Source organism: Trinickia mobilis (assembly GCF_017315705.1).
Taxonomy (GTDB): Bacteria; Pseudomonadota; Gammaproteobacteria; order Burkholderiales; family Burkholderiaceae; genus Trinickia_A; species Trinickia_A mobilis.
On record NZ_JAFLRF010000003.1, the window covers coordinates 61,833 to 77,665 of the forward strand.

The 15,833-nt window shown below is 66.0% G+C and carries 17 protein-coding genes; 2 read left to right on the plus strand and 15 right to left on the minus strand.

The features are described 5' to 3' along the window. Positions 1 to 64: 64 nt before the first annotated feature. The 7 genes from J3489_RS05295 to J3489_RS05325 all read right to left on the minus strand — a co-directional run bounded on the left by J3489_RS05295 (position 65) and on the right by J3489_RS05325 (position 6,812). The gene (locus tag J3489_RS05295; protein WP_242539800.1) at positions 65 to 1,681 is read right to left on the minus strand and encodes an MFS transporter; all 1,617 of its coding nucleotides are present in this window, start codon (positions 1,679 to 1,681) and stop codon (positions 65 to 67) included. A gap of 99 nt (positions 1,682 to 1,780) precedes the next feature. After that, complete coding sequence (locus J3489_RS05300; protein ID WP_206996941.1) at positions 1,781 to 2,434, minus strand: hydrolase; 654 nt, start codon at positions 2,432 to 2,434, stop codon at positions 1,781 to 1,783. Positions 2,435 to 2,585: 151 nt separating this feature from the next. Further along, on the minus strand, positions 2,586 to 3,227 hold the full coding sequence (locus tag J3489_RS05305) for an HD domain-containing protein (protein ID WP_206996667.1): 642 nt from the start codon (positions 3,225 to 3,227) through the stop codon (positions 2,586 to 2,588). A gap of 11 nt (positions 3,228 to 3,238) precedes the next feature. After that, positions 3,239 to 3,646: a DoxX family protein gene (locus J3489_RS05310; RefSeq protein ID WP_206996668.1), complete on the minus strand. Its 408-nt coding sequence runs from the start codon at positions 3,644 to 3,646 to the stop codon at positions 3,239 to 3,241. Between the two features lie 26 nt (positions 3,647 to 3,672). After that, complete coding sequence (locus J3489_RS05315; RefSeq protein WP_206996669.1) at positions 3,673 to 5,547, minus strand: amidohydrolase; 1,875 nt, start codon at positions 5,545 to 5,547, stop codon at positions 3,673 to 3,675. 392 nt (positions 5,548 to 5,939) lie between these two features. Beyond that, a complete protein-coding gene (locus tag J3489_RS05320; RefSeq protein WP_206996670.1) occupies positions 5,940 to 6,551 on the minus strand; it encodes a thioredoxin fold domain-containing protein in 612 nt (203 codons plus the stop codon). 120 nt (positions 6,552 to 6,671) lie between these two features. Next, positions 6,672 to 6,812, minus strand: a complete 141-nt coding sequence (locus tag J3489_RS05325) for a hypothetical protein (RefSeq protein ID WP_206996671.1) — start codon at positions 6,810 to 6,812, stop codon at positions 6,672 to 6,674. Positions 6,813 to 7,149: 337 nt separating this feature from the next. Here J3489_RS05325 and J3489_RS05330 point away from each other — a divergent pair, with 337 nt between their 5' ends. After that, the gene (locus J3489_RS05330) at positions 7,150 to 7,335 is read left to right on the plus strand and encodes a hypothetical protein (protein WP_206996672.1); all 186 of its coding nucleotides are present in this window, start codon (positions 7,150 to 7,152) and stop codon (positions 7,333 to 7,335) included. Next, positions 7,336 to 7,602: a DUF1488 family protein gene (locus J3489_RS05335; RefSeq protein ID WP_206996673.1), complete on the plus strand. Its 267-nt coding sequence runs from the start codon at positions 7,336 to 7,338 to the stop codon at positions 7,600 to 7,602. It abuts the gene before it with no gap. Between the two features lie 64 nt (positions 7,603 to 7,666). On the opposite strand, the gene J3489_RS05340 is transcribed toward J3489_RS05335, so the two are convergent. The 8 genes from J3489_RS05340 to J3489_RS05375 all read right to left on the minus strand — a co-directional run bounded on the left by J3489_RS05340 (position 7,667) and on the right by J3489_RS05375 (position 15,794). Next, on the minus strand, positions 7,667 to 7,966 hold the full coding sequence (locus tag J3489_RS05340; RefSeq protein ID WP_206996674.1) for a hypothetical protein: 300 nt from the start codon (positions 7,964 to 7,966) through the stop codon (positions 7,667 to 7,669). 43 nt (positions 7,967 to 8,009) lie between these two features. Next, positions 8,010 to 8,510 (minus strand): hotdog family protein, encoded by a 501-nt coding sequence (locus tag J3489_RS05345; protein ID WP_206996675.1) that lies wholly within the window; start codon positions 8,508 to 8,510, stop codon positions 8,010 to 8,012. Further along, the gene (locus tag J3489_RS05350; RefSeq protein WP_206996676.1) at positions 8,507 to 9,328 is read right to left on the minus strand and encodes a beta-ketoacyl synthase chain length factor; all 822 of its coding nucleotides are present in this window, start codon (positions 9,326 to 9,328) and stop codon (positions 8,507 to 8,509) included. Before J3489_RS05350 ends, J3489_RS05345 begins: the two co-directional genes overlap by 4 nt. 46 nt (positions 9,329 to 9,374) lie before the next feature. Further along, positions 9,375 to 10,610 (minus strand): beta-ketoacyl-[acyl-carrier-protein] synthase family protein, encoded by a 1,236-nt coding sequence (locus J3489_RS05355; protein WP_206996677.1) that lies wholly within the window; start codon positions 10,608 to 10,610, stop codon positions 9,375 to 9,377. Next, positions 10,607 to 11,530, minus strand: coding sequence for a polysaccharide deacetylase family protein (locus J3489_RS05360; RefSeq protein ID WP_206996678.1), 924 nt, complete (start codon positions 11,528 to 11,530; stop codon positions 10,607 to 10,609). Before J3489_RS05360 ends, J3489_RS05355 begins: the two co-directional genes overlap by 4 nt. A 120-nt stretch (positions 11,531 to 11,650) precedes the next feature. Beyond that, positions 11,651 to 14,221: an MMPL family transporter gene (locus tag J3489_RS05365; RefSeq protein ID WP_206996679.1), complete on the minus strand. Its 2,571-nt coding sequence runs from the start codon at positions 14,219 to 14,221 to the stop codon at positions 11,651 to 11,653. Then, positions 14,221 to 14,865 (minus strand): LolA-related protein, encoded by a 645-nt coding sequence (locus tag J3489_RS05370; RefSeq protein WP_206996680.1) that lies wholly within the window; start codon positions 14,863 to 14,865, stop codon positions 14,221 to 14,223. The genes J3489_RS05365 and J3489_RS05370 overlap by 1 nt, the downstream gene beginning before the upstream one ends. Continuing rightward, positions 14,862 to 15,794, minus strand: coding sequence for a lysophospholipid acyltransferase family protein (locus J3489_RS05375; protein WP_206996942.1), 933 nt, complete (start codon positions 15,792 to 15,794; stop codon positions 14,862 to 14,864). The genes J3489_RS05370 and J3489_RS05375 overlap by 4 nt, the downstream gene beginning before the upstream one ends. Between the last annotated feature and the right edge of the window lie 39 nt (positions 15,795 to 15,833).

A 15,833-nucleotide genomic window follows, 5' to 3' on the forward strand; every position in this document is an offset into this window, starting at 1 on the left:
GCCGGCAGTGCGGATCCGCGTAGCGGTGAAATCGATGGTATTGAGGGACTTCACGGCCTGTCCTTTATTTGGATTGCACCGGAGTAGGCGGCACGATCGGCAGCACGCAGAGCGCGAGCACGCCGATGGCCGCCATGAATGCAAAGGCGTCGGCGTAGGCGAGCGTCGCCGCCTGGTGCGCACCTTGCTCTGCGAGCATGCGCACGGCAGCCTCTCGTCCTTCGAGCGGCGTATAGCCGGCGTGCGAAGTCAGCGTGCCGCCGACCGATGAAAGCCACGCACGCGTCACCGAACTGTCCTGCCGCACGTGGTCGAACAGGCGCGACGAATGCAGGGTTTCCCGATGGGAGATCAGGATCGTGAGCACCGCAACGCCGAGCGACGCGCCGAACTGGCGAAACGTCATGTAGAGCGAGACGCCGTCGAGCAGCTTGTTCTGCTCGATCTTCGCAACGGTGCCGCTGCCCACGGCCGGCAGCAACGGCGACAGGCAGCATGCGTAGAGCACGAGCGGCAGCGCGAAATACCAGCCGGGCGTGCCGGTCGTGAGCAGCCGGTTGAAGACGACCATCGACGCGATCAGCATGACGAGCGCGAACGCGATCGCCTTGCGCTGGCCGACGCGCGCAATGAAGCCGACCATCAACGGGCGGATCGCGGCCGCACTGAGCGCGTAGACGCAGATGATCTGGCCGGTTTGCGTCGCGCTGTGTGTTTGCGACGACAGGTTGCGCAGAAACTCGGGCAGCACGAACAGGCTGCCCGACAGGATCATGCCGGTGAGGAGGCCAAGCAGCGCGGATGACAGCACGCGACGGTCGCGCAGCAAATCGAGGCACAGCAGCGGTGTGCGGTTCGCGGCGCTCGATTGCCACGCGACGAACAGCACCAGTGCGGCAGCGGCGATCAGCGCGAGCGCGCGCAGGTGCGGCGAGCCGAACCAATCGTCGATCTCGCCGCGATTGAGGATGATCTGAAGCGAAACCAGCGCGATAGCGAGCAGTGCGATGCCCGGCCAGTCGGTGGCGATCAGACGGTCCGACGAAGGCGCCGGAAGCTTCGGGAAATAGCGGCCGATCAGCCACAGCGCGCCGGCCGCATACAGCAGATTGGGCAGGAAGATCAGCCGCCAGTTCGCGTGGTCGGTGATATAGCCGCTCGCCAGCAGGCCCGCAGCGCTCGACAGATAGAGGATCGTCGACACGCGCATCAGCGACGGGCTGCGCTGCGGCTTCGGCATCAGCACATAGATGCTCGCGCGCCACCAGACGACGAGACCCGCCGCCGCGAGCCCTTGCAGCGCGCGCCAAAACAGCATCGAATCGAGGTCGGGCGACAGGGCGCAGCCCATCGACGTGGCCGCAAAGGCGACGACGGTGGCGAGCAGAAAGCGCTTGTAGCCAAAGTGCCCGGCCATCCAGATCGATACGGGCACACCGAGAAAAAGCGTGCAGCTATAGACGGTCAGCAGCCAGCTGGCCTCGTCGGCGGAGACGCCGAGCGTGCCGGTCAGATCGGCGAGCACGAGGTTCATGCTGTCGAACGTGTAGAACTCCATGCCGGTCGCGAGGCCAAGGCCGATCAGCAGCCACCGCGTATGGGCGGGCGCCAGTGCGGACGCCGCCGGCGGCGGTGCTGGCGGCGTGGCGGGATTCGGCGTGGACAGGGCCGCTTCGTTCATCATCGACGGCAAGACAGGGCAGGCACGCGAAACGCCGCGCCGGGCCCGCAGACCGCTTACGGCCAGCGGGCCCGGCGCCGCATGGCGTGGGCCCGGGCGTCAGTGGCCCTCGCTGCCGCCGAACATCGTCTTCGCGTAGATCAGCCCGAGGCCATATGCGCCGCCATGGGCGATCGACGTGGCAACCGTCTGGTCGTAGGTTTCACCACGCGCCCAGTCGCGCTGCAGCTCGAGCAGGTACTGGAGAGACGTCATTGGGCGCGCGCCCGCCTGGATCATGCGCTCCATCGCGCGCTCGTGCGCTTCGTCGGACACGTCGCCGCATGCATCGGCGATCACGTAGACCTCGAAGCCCTGGTCGAGCGCCGACAGCGCCGGGCCGACGATGCACACCGACGTCCACAGGCCGGCCAGCACGATCCGGCCCTTGCCGATCGCATTCACGCGCTCTGCGATGCGCGGATCTTCCCAAGTGTTCATCGACGTGCGGTCAATCAGCTTTTCCTCCGGAAACACCGACGTGATCTCTTCGAACATCGGGCCCGAGAAGCTCTTCTCGGCGACGGTCGTGAGGATCGTCGGTACCTTGAACTCCTTCGCGGCCTTCGTGACAAGCGCGGCGTTGTTACGCAGCGAGACCGCATCGATCGACTTGGTCGCGAACGACATCTGCGACTGGAAGTCGATCATGATCAGCGTGTGATTGGTCGGGTCGAGCAGCATCTTGCCGGGTTGTGCTTTCGCTGTGGGCATCATGACCTCCATTGAAGTGTCTTTGAACAGGCGGTATTCATAGAGCGGACCGGGTCGTCCACCCGTTTGCTCTGAAACCGTCTGCGTTTTTCCCGTTCGGCGGCCCTCGAGAGCGCCGCCGCGGACCGGGACGGGTTCCGCTTGCTGTGCTTCACTCCTTCCAGCTCGACCCGAGAATCAAGCCGCAGAAATTCAGACGCCGGTAGTTCGGATCGCACCGGTCGAGCACATCCGCGTTCACCGTCCCGAACGTGGTCGCAGGGCGGCGTGCCATGCCCTGTGCAAAGGTATCGATGATCCGCTCCTTGAATTTCGCGCCGCGCGGGTACTCGCGCAGCACCTCGATGCGCTCGGCGTCGCTGACTTCATCGAAGTGCAGGGCAAGCAGGTCCGTCTCGACGCCGGCGCAGAGCAGCGCAGTGAGCGACGCCATCTCGGCAGGTACGCCGAACGTGGTGTGCAGCGCGACCGCGCGCCACGCTTCGTCGCGGTCTGCTTGCGATACCTGGTGGCGGGACAGGAACGCATCGGCTGCGTTCGCCCCGTCGACTTCGAAGCGCTTGCGCGAATGGCGATAGGCATCCATCAAGCCGATATCGTGAAACAGCGCGGCGACATAGAGAAGGTTGGCATCGAATTCGAGCCCCCGGCGCCGGCCGATCAGCGAAGCGAACAGGAACACCCGCATCGAGTGGCGAAACAGAAGCAACGGTTCGCTGCTCAGCGCTGCCGCCGTTGCGGCCTGTGCCATTGCACCCTCAGGAAGCGCTATGCCGGCGATGGTGCGGCTCATCGTGGTTCCCCTTAGCGGCTCAGCAGGGCTGCGAGCGAGTAATGGCCCGCGCCGGCAATCGCGATCGTGCCGAACAGGACCAGCAGCATCCATGCAAACTGGCCCTGCTCGACGGTCCACTCGGGGTGAACGCGCAGCAGCGCGATCACGGTGACGACCATGATCGGCAGCGCAGCGAGCCTTGTCGCGAAACCCGCGATCATGAACAGCGGGCACACGACTTCCGCGAAGATCGCAAAGGCCATCGACAGCTTCTTGCCGACGTGGAACGGGTCTTCCATCCTGGCTGCTTCAGCGCGGTAGTGCCGGACCTTGGGCAGCCCATGCACGATCAGCAGGATGACGCTCGCGCCGACGCGCAGGAACAGCAGGCCCAGATCCGTCGAGCTGGCGACAAGGAGGGCGAGGGCGGAGGTCATGGTCGATCGGATGGGCCGCGCGCGCGTCAGAAAGCGAAGCAGCTGCAGCCGAGTGCGCCCCAGAAGCCGTTGGCGTCGCTCACCGGCACATTGCTGCGCCATGCCCACATGTGGCCGTGGCCGTGTATCGCGCACAATTTTGCGCAGGCGGCGGAGCACGCCTGGGCATTTGCGGCGGGCCGGTAGCGGCTATAGCCGCCGAATTCGGCCACGGGCGACCATGAGGGGCTCACCGGCAGCGGCGGCGGGGCGAGCTCGCTGAACGCCTCGTCCGCGTACACCACCTTGCCGTCGACCACGGTCAGAACCGACGCCAGGTATTTGATCCGCGCCTCGTCGATCGTGAAGTAGTCCTCGGTCAATGCGGCGAAGTCCGCATATTGACCGGGCACGAGTGCGCCCTTGCGGTCGTCCTCCCCGGAGAACCAGCTGCTGCCGACGGTGTAGCGGCGCAGCGCCTCCATCCGGTCGAGCCGGTTGCGCTCCGGGTACATGAGCGTGCCGCCCACGGTGCGTCCTGAGGCCATCCAGTACAGCGCGACGAACGGATTGAAGCTCGCGACCCGCGTCGCGTCGGTGCCGGCCCCGACAGGCAGGCCGGCGGCGAGCATCGCCTGGATCGGCGGTGTGCGCGCGACGGCATCGGCGCCGTATCGATTGATGAAGTACTCGCCTTGATACGCCATGCGGTGCTGCACCGCGATGCCGCCGCCGAGCGCGGCGATGCGCGCGATGTTCGCTTCGGAGATCGTCTCGCAGTGGTCGAAGAACCAGCGCAAACCGTCGAACGGGACTTCGCGGTTCACCTGTTCGAACACGTTCAGGAAGCGGCTGATCGATTCGTCGTACGTTGCGTGCAGCCGGAACGGCCAGCGGTTCTGCACCAGCAGCTTCACGACTGCGGCGAGCTCGGTCTCGAGCGTCTCGGGCAGATCCGGGCGCGGTTCGAGAAAGTCCTCGAAATCGGCGGCGGAGAACACCAGCATCTCGCCGGCGCCGTTCATCCGCAGGAACGCATCGCCATCGCCGGGCTTGGTCATTTTGACCCACTTCGCGAAGTCTTCGATTTCTTTTTTCGCGTTCTGCGTGAAGAGGTTGTACGCGATGCGCATCGTCAGTTCGCCGCGCTTCGCGAGTTCCATGACTACGGCGTAGTCGTCCGGATAGGCCTGGTATCCGCCGCCCGCGTCGATCGCACTCGTGACGCCGAGGCGGTTGAGTTCGCGCATGAAGTGCCGCGTCGAGTTCATCTGGTCTTCCGGCGCGAGCTTCGGTCCTTTGGCGAGCGTGGCGTAAAGCAGGCCCGCGTTAGGCCGAGCGATCAGCATGCCGGTCGGATTGCCCTGGCGGTCACGCTGGATCTCGCCGCCGGGCGGATTCGGCGTGTCCTTCGTATAGCCGACCGCGCGCAGCGCCGCCGCGTTCAAAAGCGCGCTGTCATAGAGGTGCAGGATGAATACCGGCGTCTCCGGTGCCATCGCATTGATTTCGTCGAGCGTCGGGCCACGCTGCTCGGCGAACTGAAGCTCGTTCCAGCCGCCGACCACGCGCACCCACTGCGGAGCGGGTGTCCGTTCCACTTGGCGGCGCAACATGGAAAGCGCATCGGCAAGCGACGGCACGCCATCCCAGCGTAGTTCCATATTGAAGTTCAGGCCGCCGCGGATCACGTGCAGGTGCGAATCGTTCAGGCCTGGGATCACCGTGCGGCCGCGCAGGTCGATCCGTTTCGTGCCCCCGTCGGCACGCTGAGCCATGTCGTGATCGTTGCCCGCGGCGAGAATCTTGCCGTCCTTGACCGCGAGTGCCGTGACGAACGACCGTTTGTCGTCTTGCGTTGCGATCTTGCCGTTGAAAAACAGCGTATCCGCGAAAGCCGCTGCATTCGTTTGCGCATTCATCGTCGCTTCTCCTGGGACAGGCGTGGGCAGGGGACGAACGGGTACGCCGTCCGTCCACCTTGTTCCGCTTGCGAAGCAAGTTACGCTGCGCGCGCCTTAATGTCCTGAGAAAGACCTTAAATGTTCTGAGGGGGTTGCCGGCCGCTCGCCGCCTGTCAGGCTCGCGCAAGTGCTTGAGACCGATTGCCAGCCGCGCCGCGTGGTTGATTGAGACCGTTGATCCATCCGCCAGGGCAAGGCAATGGCGGTGTGGCGTCCACCGTTAGATTAATGCTCAACGATGGGCGCACGTTCAGCGAAGGTGTCGCCGTGTCCGTCGCTACCCTGTAGCGGCCGCGCGGGTCGCGCCGGCTCTCGCGGCACATTCATGCCGCAGACACGCGATCAGCGGTTTATTGGAATTGAACCAGCGACGGATCGGTAATCGGCTGGGGCGGCAAGTCGAGCATCTTCGGCAACTCGGCGAGGCGCGGAAGCCCATCCACTTCCGTCCACCTGCCGCTGCCGTCCTTGTAGACGATCGCAGGCGTGCCCTGAAATCCGATCTGCTTGAACAGGTTCAGGTTGCCGTCGAGTTTCGCCTTCGCTGTTGGCGGGATCGGGTTCAACGGAGCGATGCCGCCGGACTCTTTTTTCTCGTCAAACTTCGTTTCGAGTTGCGCGAGCAACACAGCGCCGTCTTTTGCCTGAAGCAGTGCCGCGCCTTTGCCCGGTGAATCGGCCTTGAGGAATCCCATCGGAATCCAGTGTACTTCCAGTCCCACGGCTTCGTATGGGTGGAGCGCCTTCCAGGCGAAGTGGCAGAAGATGCAATTGGGGTCCATGAACACATAGATGGTGTTCCTGACGACGCCGTCCGCGTGTTCGACGATCGCCGGCGCCTTCTGGATATCTGCGAGCCTCGCCTGAAGGACTGCGGGCGAAATGTCTGGCGTATCGGTGAAGCCGGGCACGGAATAGAGGAGGGCGCAGAAGCTGGCGAGCAGGCTTACGGTTTTCTTCACGACGAATTCCGGTCTGGTTGGATTCGGCGTCAGTATAGCGAGTCCTTCACCTCCGGGTGCGTAGTGGAACGGTCGCGTCGACGTGTGAGGAACGGCTCTTTTCGAGCCATGAGACCGTTCTCAACGTTTCTTCTCGGTTGCCGGAGAAGCCGGCCGCACTTTGATCGGGGGCGAACCTGACGACAACGAAACGGGAAGCGGCTTTTTCGCCTGCTTAGGTTTCTTTGCCTCGCGATTACCGCGCAACTGACTCTTTGCCATGGCACTGCTCCATTTGTATTGACGTCCGCCGAATTAACCGAACGTTCGAGCAGTGTGCGCCGAATTCACCCAACTGTCGCGAAGCATTTCATGCGGAGTGTGCGCGCAGAGGAGGATAAGCGAGCCTAGCGACGAGCACGAAAGCGCAAGGTTGATAGGTGCGGGGGGGAAACTTGAGTGAATTGACGCGTCGAGATAGCGCTTGCACGGCTGTGGTATAGGGCGCATTCTCATCTTGTTCGACGTGCGCGACCGGTGGTTTTGCGTCGACGCCTCGCCAACGAAATTCAGTCGCCGCGACGGCCCTTACATTTGAAATTCTTTTCTTGGAACCGGCATGCCAAAGCAAACCGAACTGAAGCTAGCCACGGCCGTCAGGCAAAGCGACTACGTCGACGCGTATAAGGCGCGCGCCTTGGCACTGAAGCGCGCGGACAGCGAGCGCGCCGAGAAGCGGCGCGAAAGTGACGCCCGCATCAATGTCAACGCGAGCAAGTGGCGTTATATCTGTCAGGAGGATTAGATGGGTAAAAGTGACGTGACGCTCAACTTTCCTAATCCCAGTCGCACCTACGACGCTACCAGACACTGTGTGTGCTTCTGGGGCTACGACAATTCTCGCGAGGTTACCTTTCTCGTCGACGATGCGATGCTGACGAAACTGAACTCCGGCATGGGTTCTGACGAGCTTGCCTTGCTGGCGGCCTTCGACCGCAACCGCGACCGGATTCTGGGACTCGCCAGAGACCTTTATAAGGGCGGTCCCCAGAACTGGTACACGATCTCGTGAGAGGGGCTCCATTTGCGCGGTTGGCTGCCGATTCTCCCGGATGGCGGCTCGCGCCGAAAGACCGTTATCTCTTTTCCTCCTCCGATGCCGTTCTCTCACTCGTACCGCTCTTATGCGTAGCGTTGTGAATCGCATTCTTAGTCGCGTGATACCCATGCCGGGCCGTATTCGCCACCGCATGTCCCACCTTCTTTGACGCATCGGCAGTCGCATGCGCCGCATCGCGCGCACCGTGGCCGATCTTCGTCCCGGCCTCCTTCACGTCTGCCTTGAAATCGTGCGCGGCTTCGGAGACGTCTGCGTACGCCACAGAATGAATCACGCCGAGCACAAGCGCGGCCAACAGCAGTTTTCGAATTTTCATGAACCGGTTCCCGTAAAAATCACAAAGACAACAAGGGCAGCGATCATCCGCCCGCGTCCGGCTTCGCCGCTTCGCCAATCGAGCCCAAGCCGGAAGCATCGAGGATGACGGCGGCGCGTCCTGTCATCACAAGCTGAGCGCCGCAACGCAAAGTGAAGCGGTACAGCACGTTATTGGCGTCGCCGCTGATGCGCTCGGCTTCGACAATCAACACACCGTCGAGCGTATCGAGCCGTTCCACATGTGTCTCGACGTTGCGCAAGCTCGCCAGAAACCCGGCGCGCGGACGTTGCGTCTGAGCGGCAAGCGCGGCGCCGTGCACGGCCATGGCTTGGGCCGCATATTCAATGCCGCAGACCGCGGCTAAGCGTCCGTTGAATCGCAGCGGATGGTTCGGATCGCGATGGCTCGTCGCCACGCAGCGAATCCGTTCGTCGCTCCATGCCTCGACTTCATCGAGCAGGCACATCGCGCCGCTGTGCGGGATGCGCGCGGCGATCCACGCATGATCGAGCGCAGGCGGGCGGGAGGCAGCGGAATTCATCGCCCGATGTCTCCGCAAGCGTCGCACATCGTGATGTCCGCTTCGAGTCGCAGATCGTCCAGATAGTCCAGCACGACGCTCGTCGAGCGCCGCATGGCGAGCGCTTCGATCAAGGGCAGCGCGCGTGCAGCGGGATTGTCGAGGCGCAGTGCCTCGAATTCGGGCGATGCCAGCGTGGTCGCGGGGGCGTCGGCGAGCCTAACCTCGATGCGCGCCAGTGCGCGTTCGCTCGCCTGCGCAGCCAATACGAGCGCCACGCCGAACGAATCGTCGACGGGACGCACGTCCCTGATCGGAGCGGGGTAGTCGGCGTCGAATGCGATCAAGAGCGTCGGCTTTGCATCGATCGCCACTTGCGTGACGCTTTCGAGCAGCCCCGCTGCGAAGCTGCCGTCGTACGCGCACAGCACGTTGGACGGTGCCATCGAGCCCATCGCAATGCCCCAGTATCCAGCCGGCGCGTTATGGACTGAGTTGTGGAAACGCGTCGGCGACAATTCGCGGTCGTCGCCCGCCAGTGTTTCGCACACCACGTGGCAATTGTGGCCGTCGCCGCCCGACGAGGCGAAGACAGTGCTGAGCGCCGCCGGGTCGCGCCCGCTCGCCAGCGCGGCTTCGCGGCCGATCGCGAGCGAGAGCTTGACGGTCGCTACGGTGCGGCGGCGTTCGGGCGGCGGCAGGGCTGACGGCACGGGCAGCACGGTGCGCTGCGGTTGGTAAGCCGCCTTGCCGGCCAGCACTTGCGCGGCTTGCTCCCAGTTGGCCAAGCCCGGCCCGAGCAGCCCGACGCCTTCGATGAATGCGCTCAAGCGCTTCATGATGCCTCCCTTGGGGGCCGCGAGCGATGGTGAGCGTGGGGCGCGTTCAACATGCAAGTTCCGCGTTGCGCGCAGCGCCGGTGCGGCCCAGCAGCAGGGCGCAATTCGTGCCGCCGAAGCCGAACGAGTTGCTGAGCACGGTGCGCAGGCGCGCGGCGCGGCTCGTCAAGAGGTAGTTGAGTCCCAATGCCGGATCGGGATGCGTGGTCTGCACACCCGCCGGCACGAACTGATCGCGCAGCGCGAGGGCTGCGATGACCGCTTCGAGCGCGCCCGCCGCGCCGAGCGTATGGCCGGTCGCGCCTTTGGTGGAGCTGCAGGGCGTGCCGTCGAAGAGCGCATTGACCGCGTGACTTTCGGCGGCATCGTTGCTCGGCGTGGCGGTGCCGTGCAGATTGATGTAGTCGACTTCGCTCGCCTCGACCTTCGCCATCGCCAGCGCCTCTTGCATGGCGAGCCGGGCGCCGAGCCCGTCCGGATGCGGCGACGACATGTGATGCGCGTCGCTCGATTCGCCGATGCCGAGCAGCGCGATGGTGTCGTCGTGCGACGCGCTCGCGTGACCCGCTGCATCGCGCGGACGCTCGAGGAGGACGAACGCCGCCGCTTCGCCGATCGAGATGCCCTTGCGCGCGATGTCGAACGGCTTGCAGGGCTGCGTCGACAGCAGTTCGAGCGAGTTGAAGCCGTACAGCGTCGTCAGGCATAGCGAATCGACGCCGCCGACCACGGCCGCATCGATCAGTCCGGCTTCGAGCAGGCGGCGGGCCGAGCCGAAGACCTTGGCGCCCGACGAGCACGCCGACGAAACCGACATCGCCGGCCCGCGCAAGCCGAAGAACGCCCTCACGAACGCGGCGAGCGAGTACGGATTGTGCGTGTGCGCGTAGTGAAAATGCGCGGGCAGGGCGCCGGTCTGCGGATCGCGCTGCCGGTAGGCGTGTTCGGTTTCGAGAATGCCCGCCGTGCTCGTGCCCATGAAAACGCCGATACGCCCCGCGCCATGGCGCGCAGCTGCCGCTTCGACGGCTTCAGCGAATCCGTCTTGCAGCAGGCCGGCTTGCGCGAGCCGGTGATTGCGGCAGTCGAAGTCGCTCAAGCCGGCTCGCATCCGTTCGTCGTCGACGCCGTCGACGGCGCCGATCCACGTGTCGAGCGTGGCGCGCTCGAAGTCGCACTGGGTCAGTCCGTCGCGCCGATCGCGCAGCGCTTGCGCGGTGGCGTCGAGGCCGCGTCCGAGGCAGCTCGTGGCGGTGAAGTGCGTGAAAAGTAGCGGGTTCACTGGGTTCCATCCGGTTGCCGGTTTGCCTCAGCGGGCGCGCCGGCTAGCTTTGGGGCCTGCGTCAGTGTGGTGCAGCCTGGCGACGGCGGCCGTGAATCGAGCGCCGCGCGCAGCGTCGTCCAACGCAATTGCGCGTCGTGGGCGGCCTTCAGGACCGTCGGCAGCACCTCCAGCACGATCGGCTTGCCTTGCGCGTCGCGCGCGGCATGGCCGTCGTGCAGCAGCAGAATGTCGCGCGCGGCGAGCCCGGCGAGCAGCCGTCGCGAGACGGCCTCGGCATCGCGATTTCGCGTGTCGAAGCCGCGCCGCGTCCAGCTCGCCAACTGCAAGCCCAACGCGCACAGCACCGGCTCGAGGAACGGATTGCGCAGTCCCGCAGGCGCACGGAAGAACAGCGGGCGCACGCCGCTGATTTCGGTCAACGTGTTCTGCGCGGCTTCGATTTCGCGCCGCAGCGCGCGCGGCCCCTGCAGCGAGAAATGGTGGCGATGGCGCTGGCTGTGGTTCTCGACGGCATGGCCGCGCGCCGCGATGGCCTCCACGCAGTGCGGATACCGGCGCGCCGCGTCGCCGATGCAGAAAAAGGTGGCGCGCGCGTCATAGCGATCGAGCAGATCGAGCACGCGTGGCGTCACGTCGGGATCGGGACCGTCGTCGATCGTGAGCGCGATCCGGTTGCCCGCGCTTGCCGGCAGCGCGGTCCAGTTCGGGCCGAGGAGGGTGCTGCGCGGCCAGAGGCCCGCCGCCGTCAAGGCCAGATGCGACGCGACCACGCTCCCCGCCGCCCATGGCCACCACGCATGCTGTGCCGCAACGGCGGCCGCGGCCCCCGCGTGCAGCGCGATCGTGCCGCTGATGACCGGCGTGGGCTTCCAGCGGCGCGCGCCGATGGCCGTGCCGATCGGGGAGATTGAGTTCATGATGCCCCCGGCGAACGATAGTGAGCGTGGGGGCGCTTCATGATGCCTCCCGCCGGGCCGCCCCAAGGGAGGCATCCGCCCCCTCGGGGGGCAGCGAACGATAGTGAGCGTTGGGGCACTTCATATCGGCCTCTCAGTGCGCCGGCCTTCTCGTTGCTGCGAGGGCGAGCGCGACGCATGCGGCGCCAGGATAGCGGAGAACAGCAGCGCGAGGATGGCGCCGGGCCCGACCGTCAAGCCGAACGATTCGAGCAGCGGCACACGCGAGAGCGCCAGCAAGCCGAATCCGGCCACGGTCGCGAGATTCGCGATCAAGAGCGAGACGAGCGTGGGCGCGGCGATGAGCGGCGCCCCGGTCCGTGCCGCAACGCCTGCGCCCCTCCCCCGGTTGAAGAACAACGCGTAGTTCGAACCGACAGCCACGATCAGCAGGAGCCCGATCAAATGCAGGATCGTGAGCCGCACGTGCGCGAGCGCGAATCCGGCGCTTACCACGAGCACGGCTGCGACAAGCGGCGCGAGCGTGCGTGCGACACGCACCGGATCGCGCAGCGCGGCGAGCAGCAAGACGACGATGGCCGCGAGTCCTGCCAGTGAGAGGCGAATGTCCTCGTTCAAATAGTTCACGTAGAGCCGGTCGGCTTCGGCTTTCATGTCGACGAAGAGCGCGTCGGGCACGCCCGCTTGCGCGACGGCGGTTCTGATGGCGTTGGCGTCGAGGCTCGAGTCGTCGGAGGCGCTGGTCCCTTGCGGGACTGCCTGCGAGGGCGAAGTCGAAGGCGACGGCGAAGGCGAAGGCGACGGCGACGGCGACGGCGCGCGCAGCGTAAGCATGGCGCTCCAGCGGCCGGCCCGCTCGGTCAGGAGCGCATCGACCGCCAGCGCCATCGACGTTCCCCGCAGGCCGGCGCGGCTCAGCAACGGCTGTCGGCGCGCCCGCTCGACATCGGCGATGAAGGGCGTCAAGGCGTCCGGCTTCAAATCGACCGCCTGATGCTCCAGCGCCGCATGAAGGCGCGGCGCGAGGACGCCGGCAGAAGGAAGGCTCGCGAGCCGCGCGCGCTGCGTGGCGTCGCTCGGCAGATATCGCGCCGGACTCTCGTAGCCGGCGAGGGTGCCCTTGTCGACGAGCGGCTGCAGTTGCACGCCGATCTTTTCCGCGCCTCCGAGCACGGCTTGCTCGCTATCGCCCGACACGACCACCAGATAGCGCACGTCGGGCGCGCCGATATCGGCACGCAGCGAAGCGTCGAGCGCCTGGCTTTGCATCGGCACCGGGCTCAAGGCGGCAAGCTCGTGGCTCCACAACGCGCCGCGATGCAGTCCGAGGATCGCCACGGCGAGCGCCAGCAGCGCGAACAGCGGCCAGCGCAGCATGGGCGCGGCGCGGACTGCGCGCGCGAGCACGCCCGCGAGCCGCGACACATCGCGCATCGCGCCGGCCCGCTCGCGCATGTGCGGCAGGACGTAGCGCGTCACGGCGGCTGCGGCGATCAATCCGGCGATCGAATACAGCCCGAGCTGCACGAGGCCGGGAAAGCCCGAAAACAGCATCGATGCGAAGCCGCAGATCGAAGTCAGCACGCCGAGCCGGATGGTCGGCCAGTAGGTTGCGATCCACTCGCGCATCGAATCCGCGCTGCGTGCGACTTGCGCACGCGCGGCAGGGCCCGTCGATTGGACGAACAGATAGATCGAATAATCGACCGCCTCGCCGATGAGCGTCGTGCCGAAGCCGAGCGTCAAGCCATGCACCGTGCCGAACGCGAGGCTGACCGCCGCGAGCCCGGCGGCGACGCCCGTGAGCACGGGCAAGAGGCCGAACGCGAGCGTCAGCGGCGAGCGGTAGACGACCAGCAGCAAGCCTACGATCAACACGAGGCTCACGCTCGACAGCCGTTCGACGTCGTGCTTGATCGTGTCGCGCGTGTCGACGGAAAACACGCCCGGGCCGCTCAGCAGCAGGCGGTAGGGCGATGCGCTGCCGGTGCCGTGCGAGGCGGCGTCGAACGTGCGGCGCACCGCGCGAATCGCCCGTTCTTGCGCATCGGTATCGGAGCCCGCGCCGGCGGTCTCGACGACGAGCACGGCTCGCTTGCCGTCGCGCGAGGCCCAGGCGCCGTCTATCGACGAGGGCTGCGCGCCGCTGTCGAGCTGGCTCGCGATGGCGGCCACTTCGCCGGTCGGGTCGTGCGGCAGCAGCGCCTTGACCATCAACCCCGCGGACGAACCGAGCAGATCGATACTGTCGCCGAGCGCCTGATGCAGCCCTTCTGCCGTGAAGCGCTGCGGCGTTACCGACGGGCTCAGCAGATAGCGATGATCGAAGACGAACTGCTGGTCGCGCGCTTCGGTGACCGGCTCGCCGTTATTGACCGAAGCGAACTGCGAGTCGTCGCGCAAGCGCGCGGCCAGTTGCCGCGAAATGGCGGCGCGTCCCTGCGAATCGCCGCCTTCGATCGCGACGAGCATGAGCCGCGACACGAGCCCGTCGCGCAGTTGGTCCACGAGGACGCGCTGCGCCGCACTTGGCGCGCGCGGCAGAAAGGCGGAGAGGTCGGCGGTGAACGAGGCGCGATGAACGAGGACCGCGCAGACGACGAGAAACAGCAGCCACCACTGCACCGCACGCTTGCCCAACAGCGTGCGAAGCCACGGTCCAGCGGAACGTTGCAGCGCCGGCTCTTCCATCAGTTTCTCGCGACGTCCTGAAGCTGCATCACCGAATGGTCGCCGTCGGCCTGCTCGATCGCGACGGTGCGCAGCGCGTCGCGTGCGCCGTGCAGCGTCACGGTGCGGATCACCTTCGACGTGCGCGCGTCGAGCGGCGTCAGCGTCAACGTCCAGTCGTCGCGATTGCCTTCGAGCGCCACCTGGTAGAGGCGTTCGAGCGCAAAGCGATCGCCGTCGAGCGTCGCGCGGATGCTTTCGATGAATGCGGCCAGTTCGGGATAGCGGTCGAGCGCGAGCGTGTACTTGTGCCGATCGCGCTCGACGGTCAGCTTGTCGCCGTCGACGACGAGGCGTTCCGGCTTCGGGCTCGTCGTGACCTTCTCCAGATGATCGGGCGCGACGAACACGAGTTCACCCGACGATTCGACAGGCTTCGTCGCGATCGAAAGGTACTTCGTTTCGACGAACGCCGCGTGTCCGGACTTGTTGCGCGCGAGTGTCGACATCAGCGCGTCGAGCGTCCAGCCCGGCGCGCTCGGCGTGCTCGGCGCAGACGCTTGCGCGCAGCACAGCGAGGCGGCCGAAGCGAGCACGGCCGCCGCCGTCGCCGCGAGCGATCGGGCGGCAAGTCGACGGAAATCGAAGCGGCGCGAGACGGTCATGCGTCAGACTCCTCGACGACGGGCAGACGGAGCGCAGCCCGGGATGGCTCATCGTCGCGTTTGATGCGCGGGGCAGCGGCGGCTTCGCTGCCTTGCCAGAAGTCGAAATAGTTGAACCAGTTATAGGGCGCCGCGCGGCAATGCTTTTCCAAGAGCGCGACGTAACGCACGAGCGCGGCACGCACGTGTTCGGAACGTTCGCCGCGCGGTACGCCGGTGAAATCGGCAAGCGCCTCGAAGTGCACGTCGTAGCGATTGCCCCCGCGATAGAGACCGGTCATGAAGATGACCGGGCGCCGCAGCATCGCGGCCATGCGCAGCGGGCCGAGCGGAAACGCGGCAGGCGTGCCGAGGAAGGGAAGGCGCTCGAGCGAATCGCTGTTTTCGGAAAGCAGGGTGCGGTCGGCGAGCATGCCGATCATGCAGCCCTCGTCGAGGCTTTCGCGCGCCTTGAGCATCGAATCCGCACGCCCGAGGCTGATGACGTTCGCTTTCGCAGCGGGGTTCACGGTCGCGAGAATCGCGTTGATATTGCGCGCGTTCTCCTCGTACATCATGACGGCGACGCGCAGCTCGGGCAGGGTGCGGCCGATCGTGCGGACGACTTCGAAGCTGCCCAGGTGCCCGCCCAGCAGAAACGCGCCGTCTCCTCGCGCGAGCGCGGCCAGCACGTGCTCGCCGCCGTGCACGCGGATGTCGAACAGATCGAAGCGCCCGGATAGCAGGTAGAGGCGATCGTGAATCGTCGTGCCGAAGGTCAGCACGTGGCGATAGACTTCGCGCCAGCCGGCGGGCCGGCCGAACACGCGGCCGAGATAATCGCGCGAAGCCTGGCGGGCCTGCGGCGAGAACAGCACGAAATAGGCGGCGACGGCCCGCAGGACGACGCGGCCGAGCCTCCGTCCGAGACGCAGCGAAATCCACGTCATGACACGCAGCAGCGCCGGATTGCTGCGCTCCTCGCGCTC

Bases quoted from the DNA above. Each gene is read 5' to 3' on its own strand.
- J3489_RS05295 (WP_242539800.1), bottom strand. From the start codon at position 1,681: ATGAACGAAGCGGCCCTGTCCACGCCGAATCCCGCCACGCCGCCAGCA.
- J3489_RS05300 (WP_206996941.1), bottom strand. From the start codon at position 2,434: ATGCCCACAGCGAAAGCACAACCCGGCAAGATGCTGCTCGACCCGACC.
- J3489_RS05305 (WP_206996667.1), bottom strand. From the start codon at position 3,227: ATGAGCCGCACCATCGCCGGCATAGCGCTTCCTGAGGGTGCAATGGCA.
- J3489_RS05310 (WP_206996668.1), bottom strand. From the start codon at position 3,646: ATGACCTCCGCCCTCGCCCTCCTTGTCGCCAGCTCGACGGATCTGGGC.
- J3489_RS05315 (WP_206996669.1), bottom strand. From the start codon at position 5,547: ATGAATGCGCAAACGAATGCAGCGGCTTTCGCGGATACGCTGTTTTTC.
- J3489_RS05325 (WP_206996671.1), bottom strand. From the start codon at position 6,812: ATGGCAAAGAGTCAGTTGCGCGGTAATCGCGAGGCAAAGAAACCTAAG.
- J3489_RS05330 (WP_206996672.1), top strand. From the start codon at position 7,150: ATGCCAAAGCAAACCGAACTGAAGCTAGCCACGGCCGTCAGGCAAAGC.
- J3489_RS05335 (WP_206996673.1), top strand. From the start codon at position 7,336: ATGGGTAAAAGTGACGTGACGCTCAACTTTCCTAATCCCAGTCGCACC.
- J3489_RS05340 (WP_206996674.1), bottom strand. From the start codon at position 7,966: ATGAAAATTCGAAAACTGCTGTTGGCCGCGCTTGTGCTCGGCGTGATT.
- J3489_RS05345 (WP_206996675.1), bottom strand. From the start codon at position 8,510: ATGAATTCCGCTGCCTCCCGCCCGCCTGCGCTCGATCATGCGTGGATC.
- J3489_RS05350 (WP_206996676.1), bottom strand. From the start codon at position 9,328: ATGAAGCGCTTGAGCGCATTCATCGAAGGCGTCGGGCTGCTCGGGCCG.
- J3489_RS05360 (WP_206996678.1), bottom strand. From the start codon at position 11,530: ATGAACTCAATCTCCCCGATCGGCACGGCCATCGGCGCGCGCCGCTGG.
- J3489_RS05365 (WP_206996679.1), bottom strand. From the start codon at position 14,221: ATGGAAGAGCCGGCGCTGCAACGTTCCGCTGGACCGTGGCTTCGCACG.
- J3489_RS05370 (WP_206996680.1), bottom strand. From the start codon at position 14,865: ATGACCGTCTCGCGCCGCTTCGATTTCCGTCGACTTGCCGCCCGATCG.
- J3489_RS05375 (WP_206996942.1), bottom strand. From the start codon at position 15,794: ATGACGTGGATTTCGCTGCGTCTCGGACGGAGGCTCGGCCGCGTCGTC.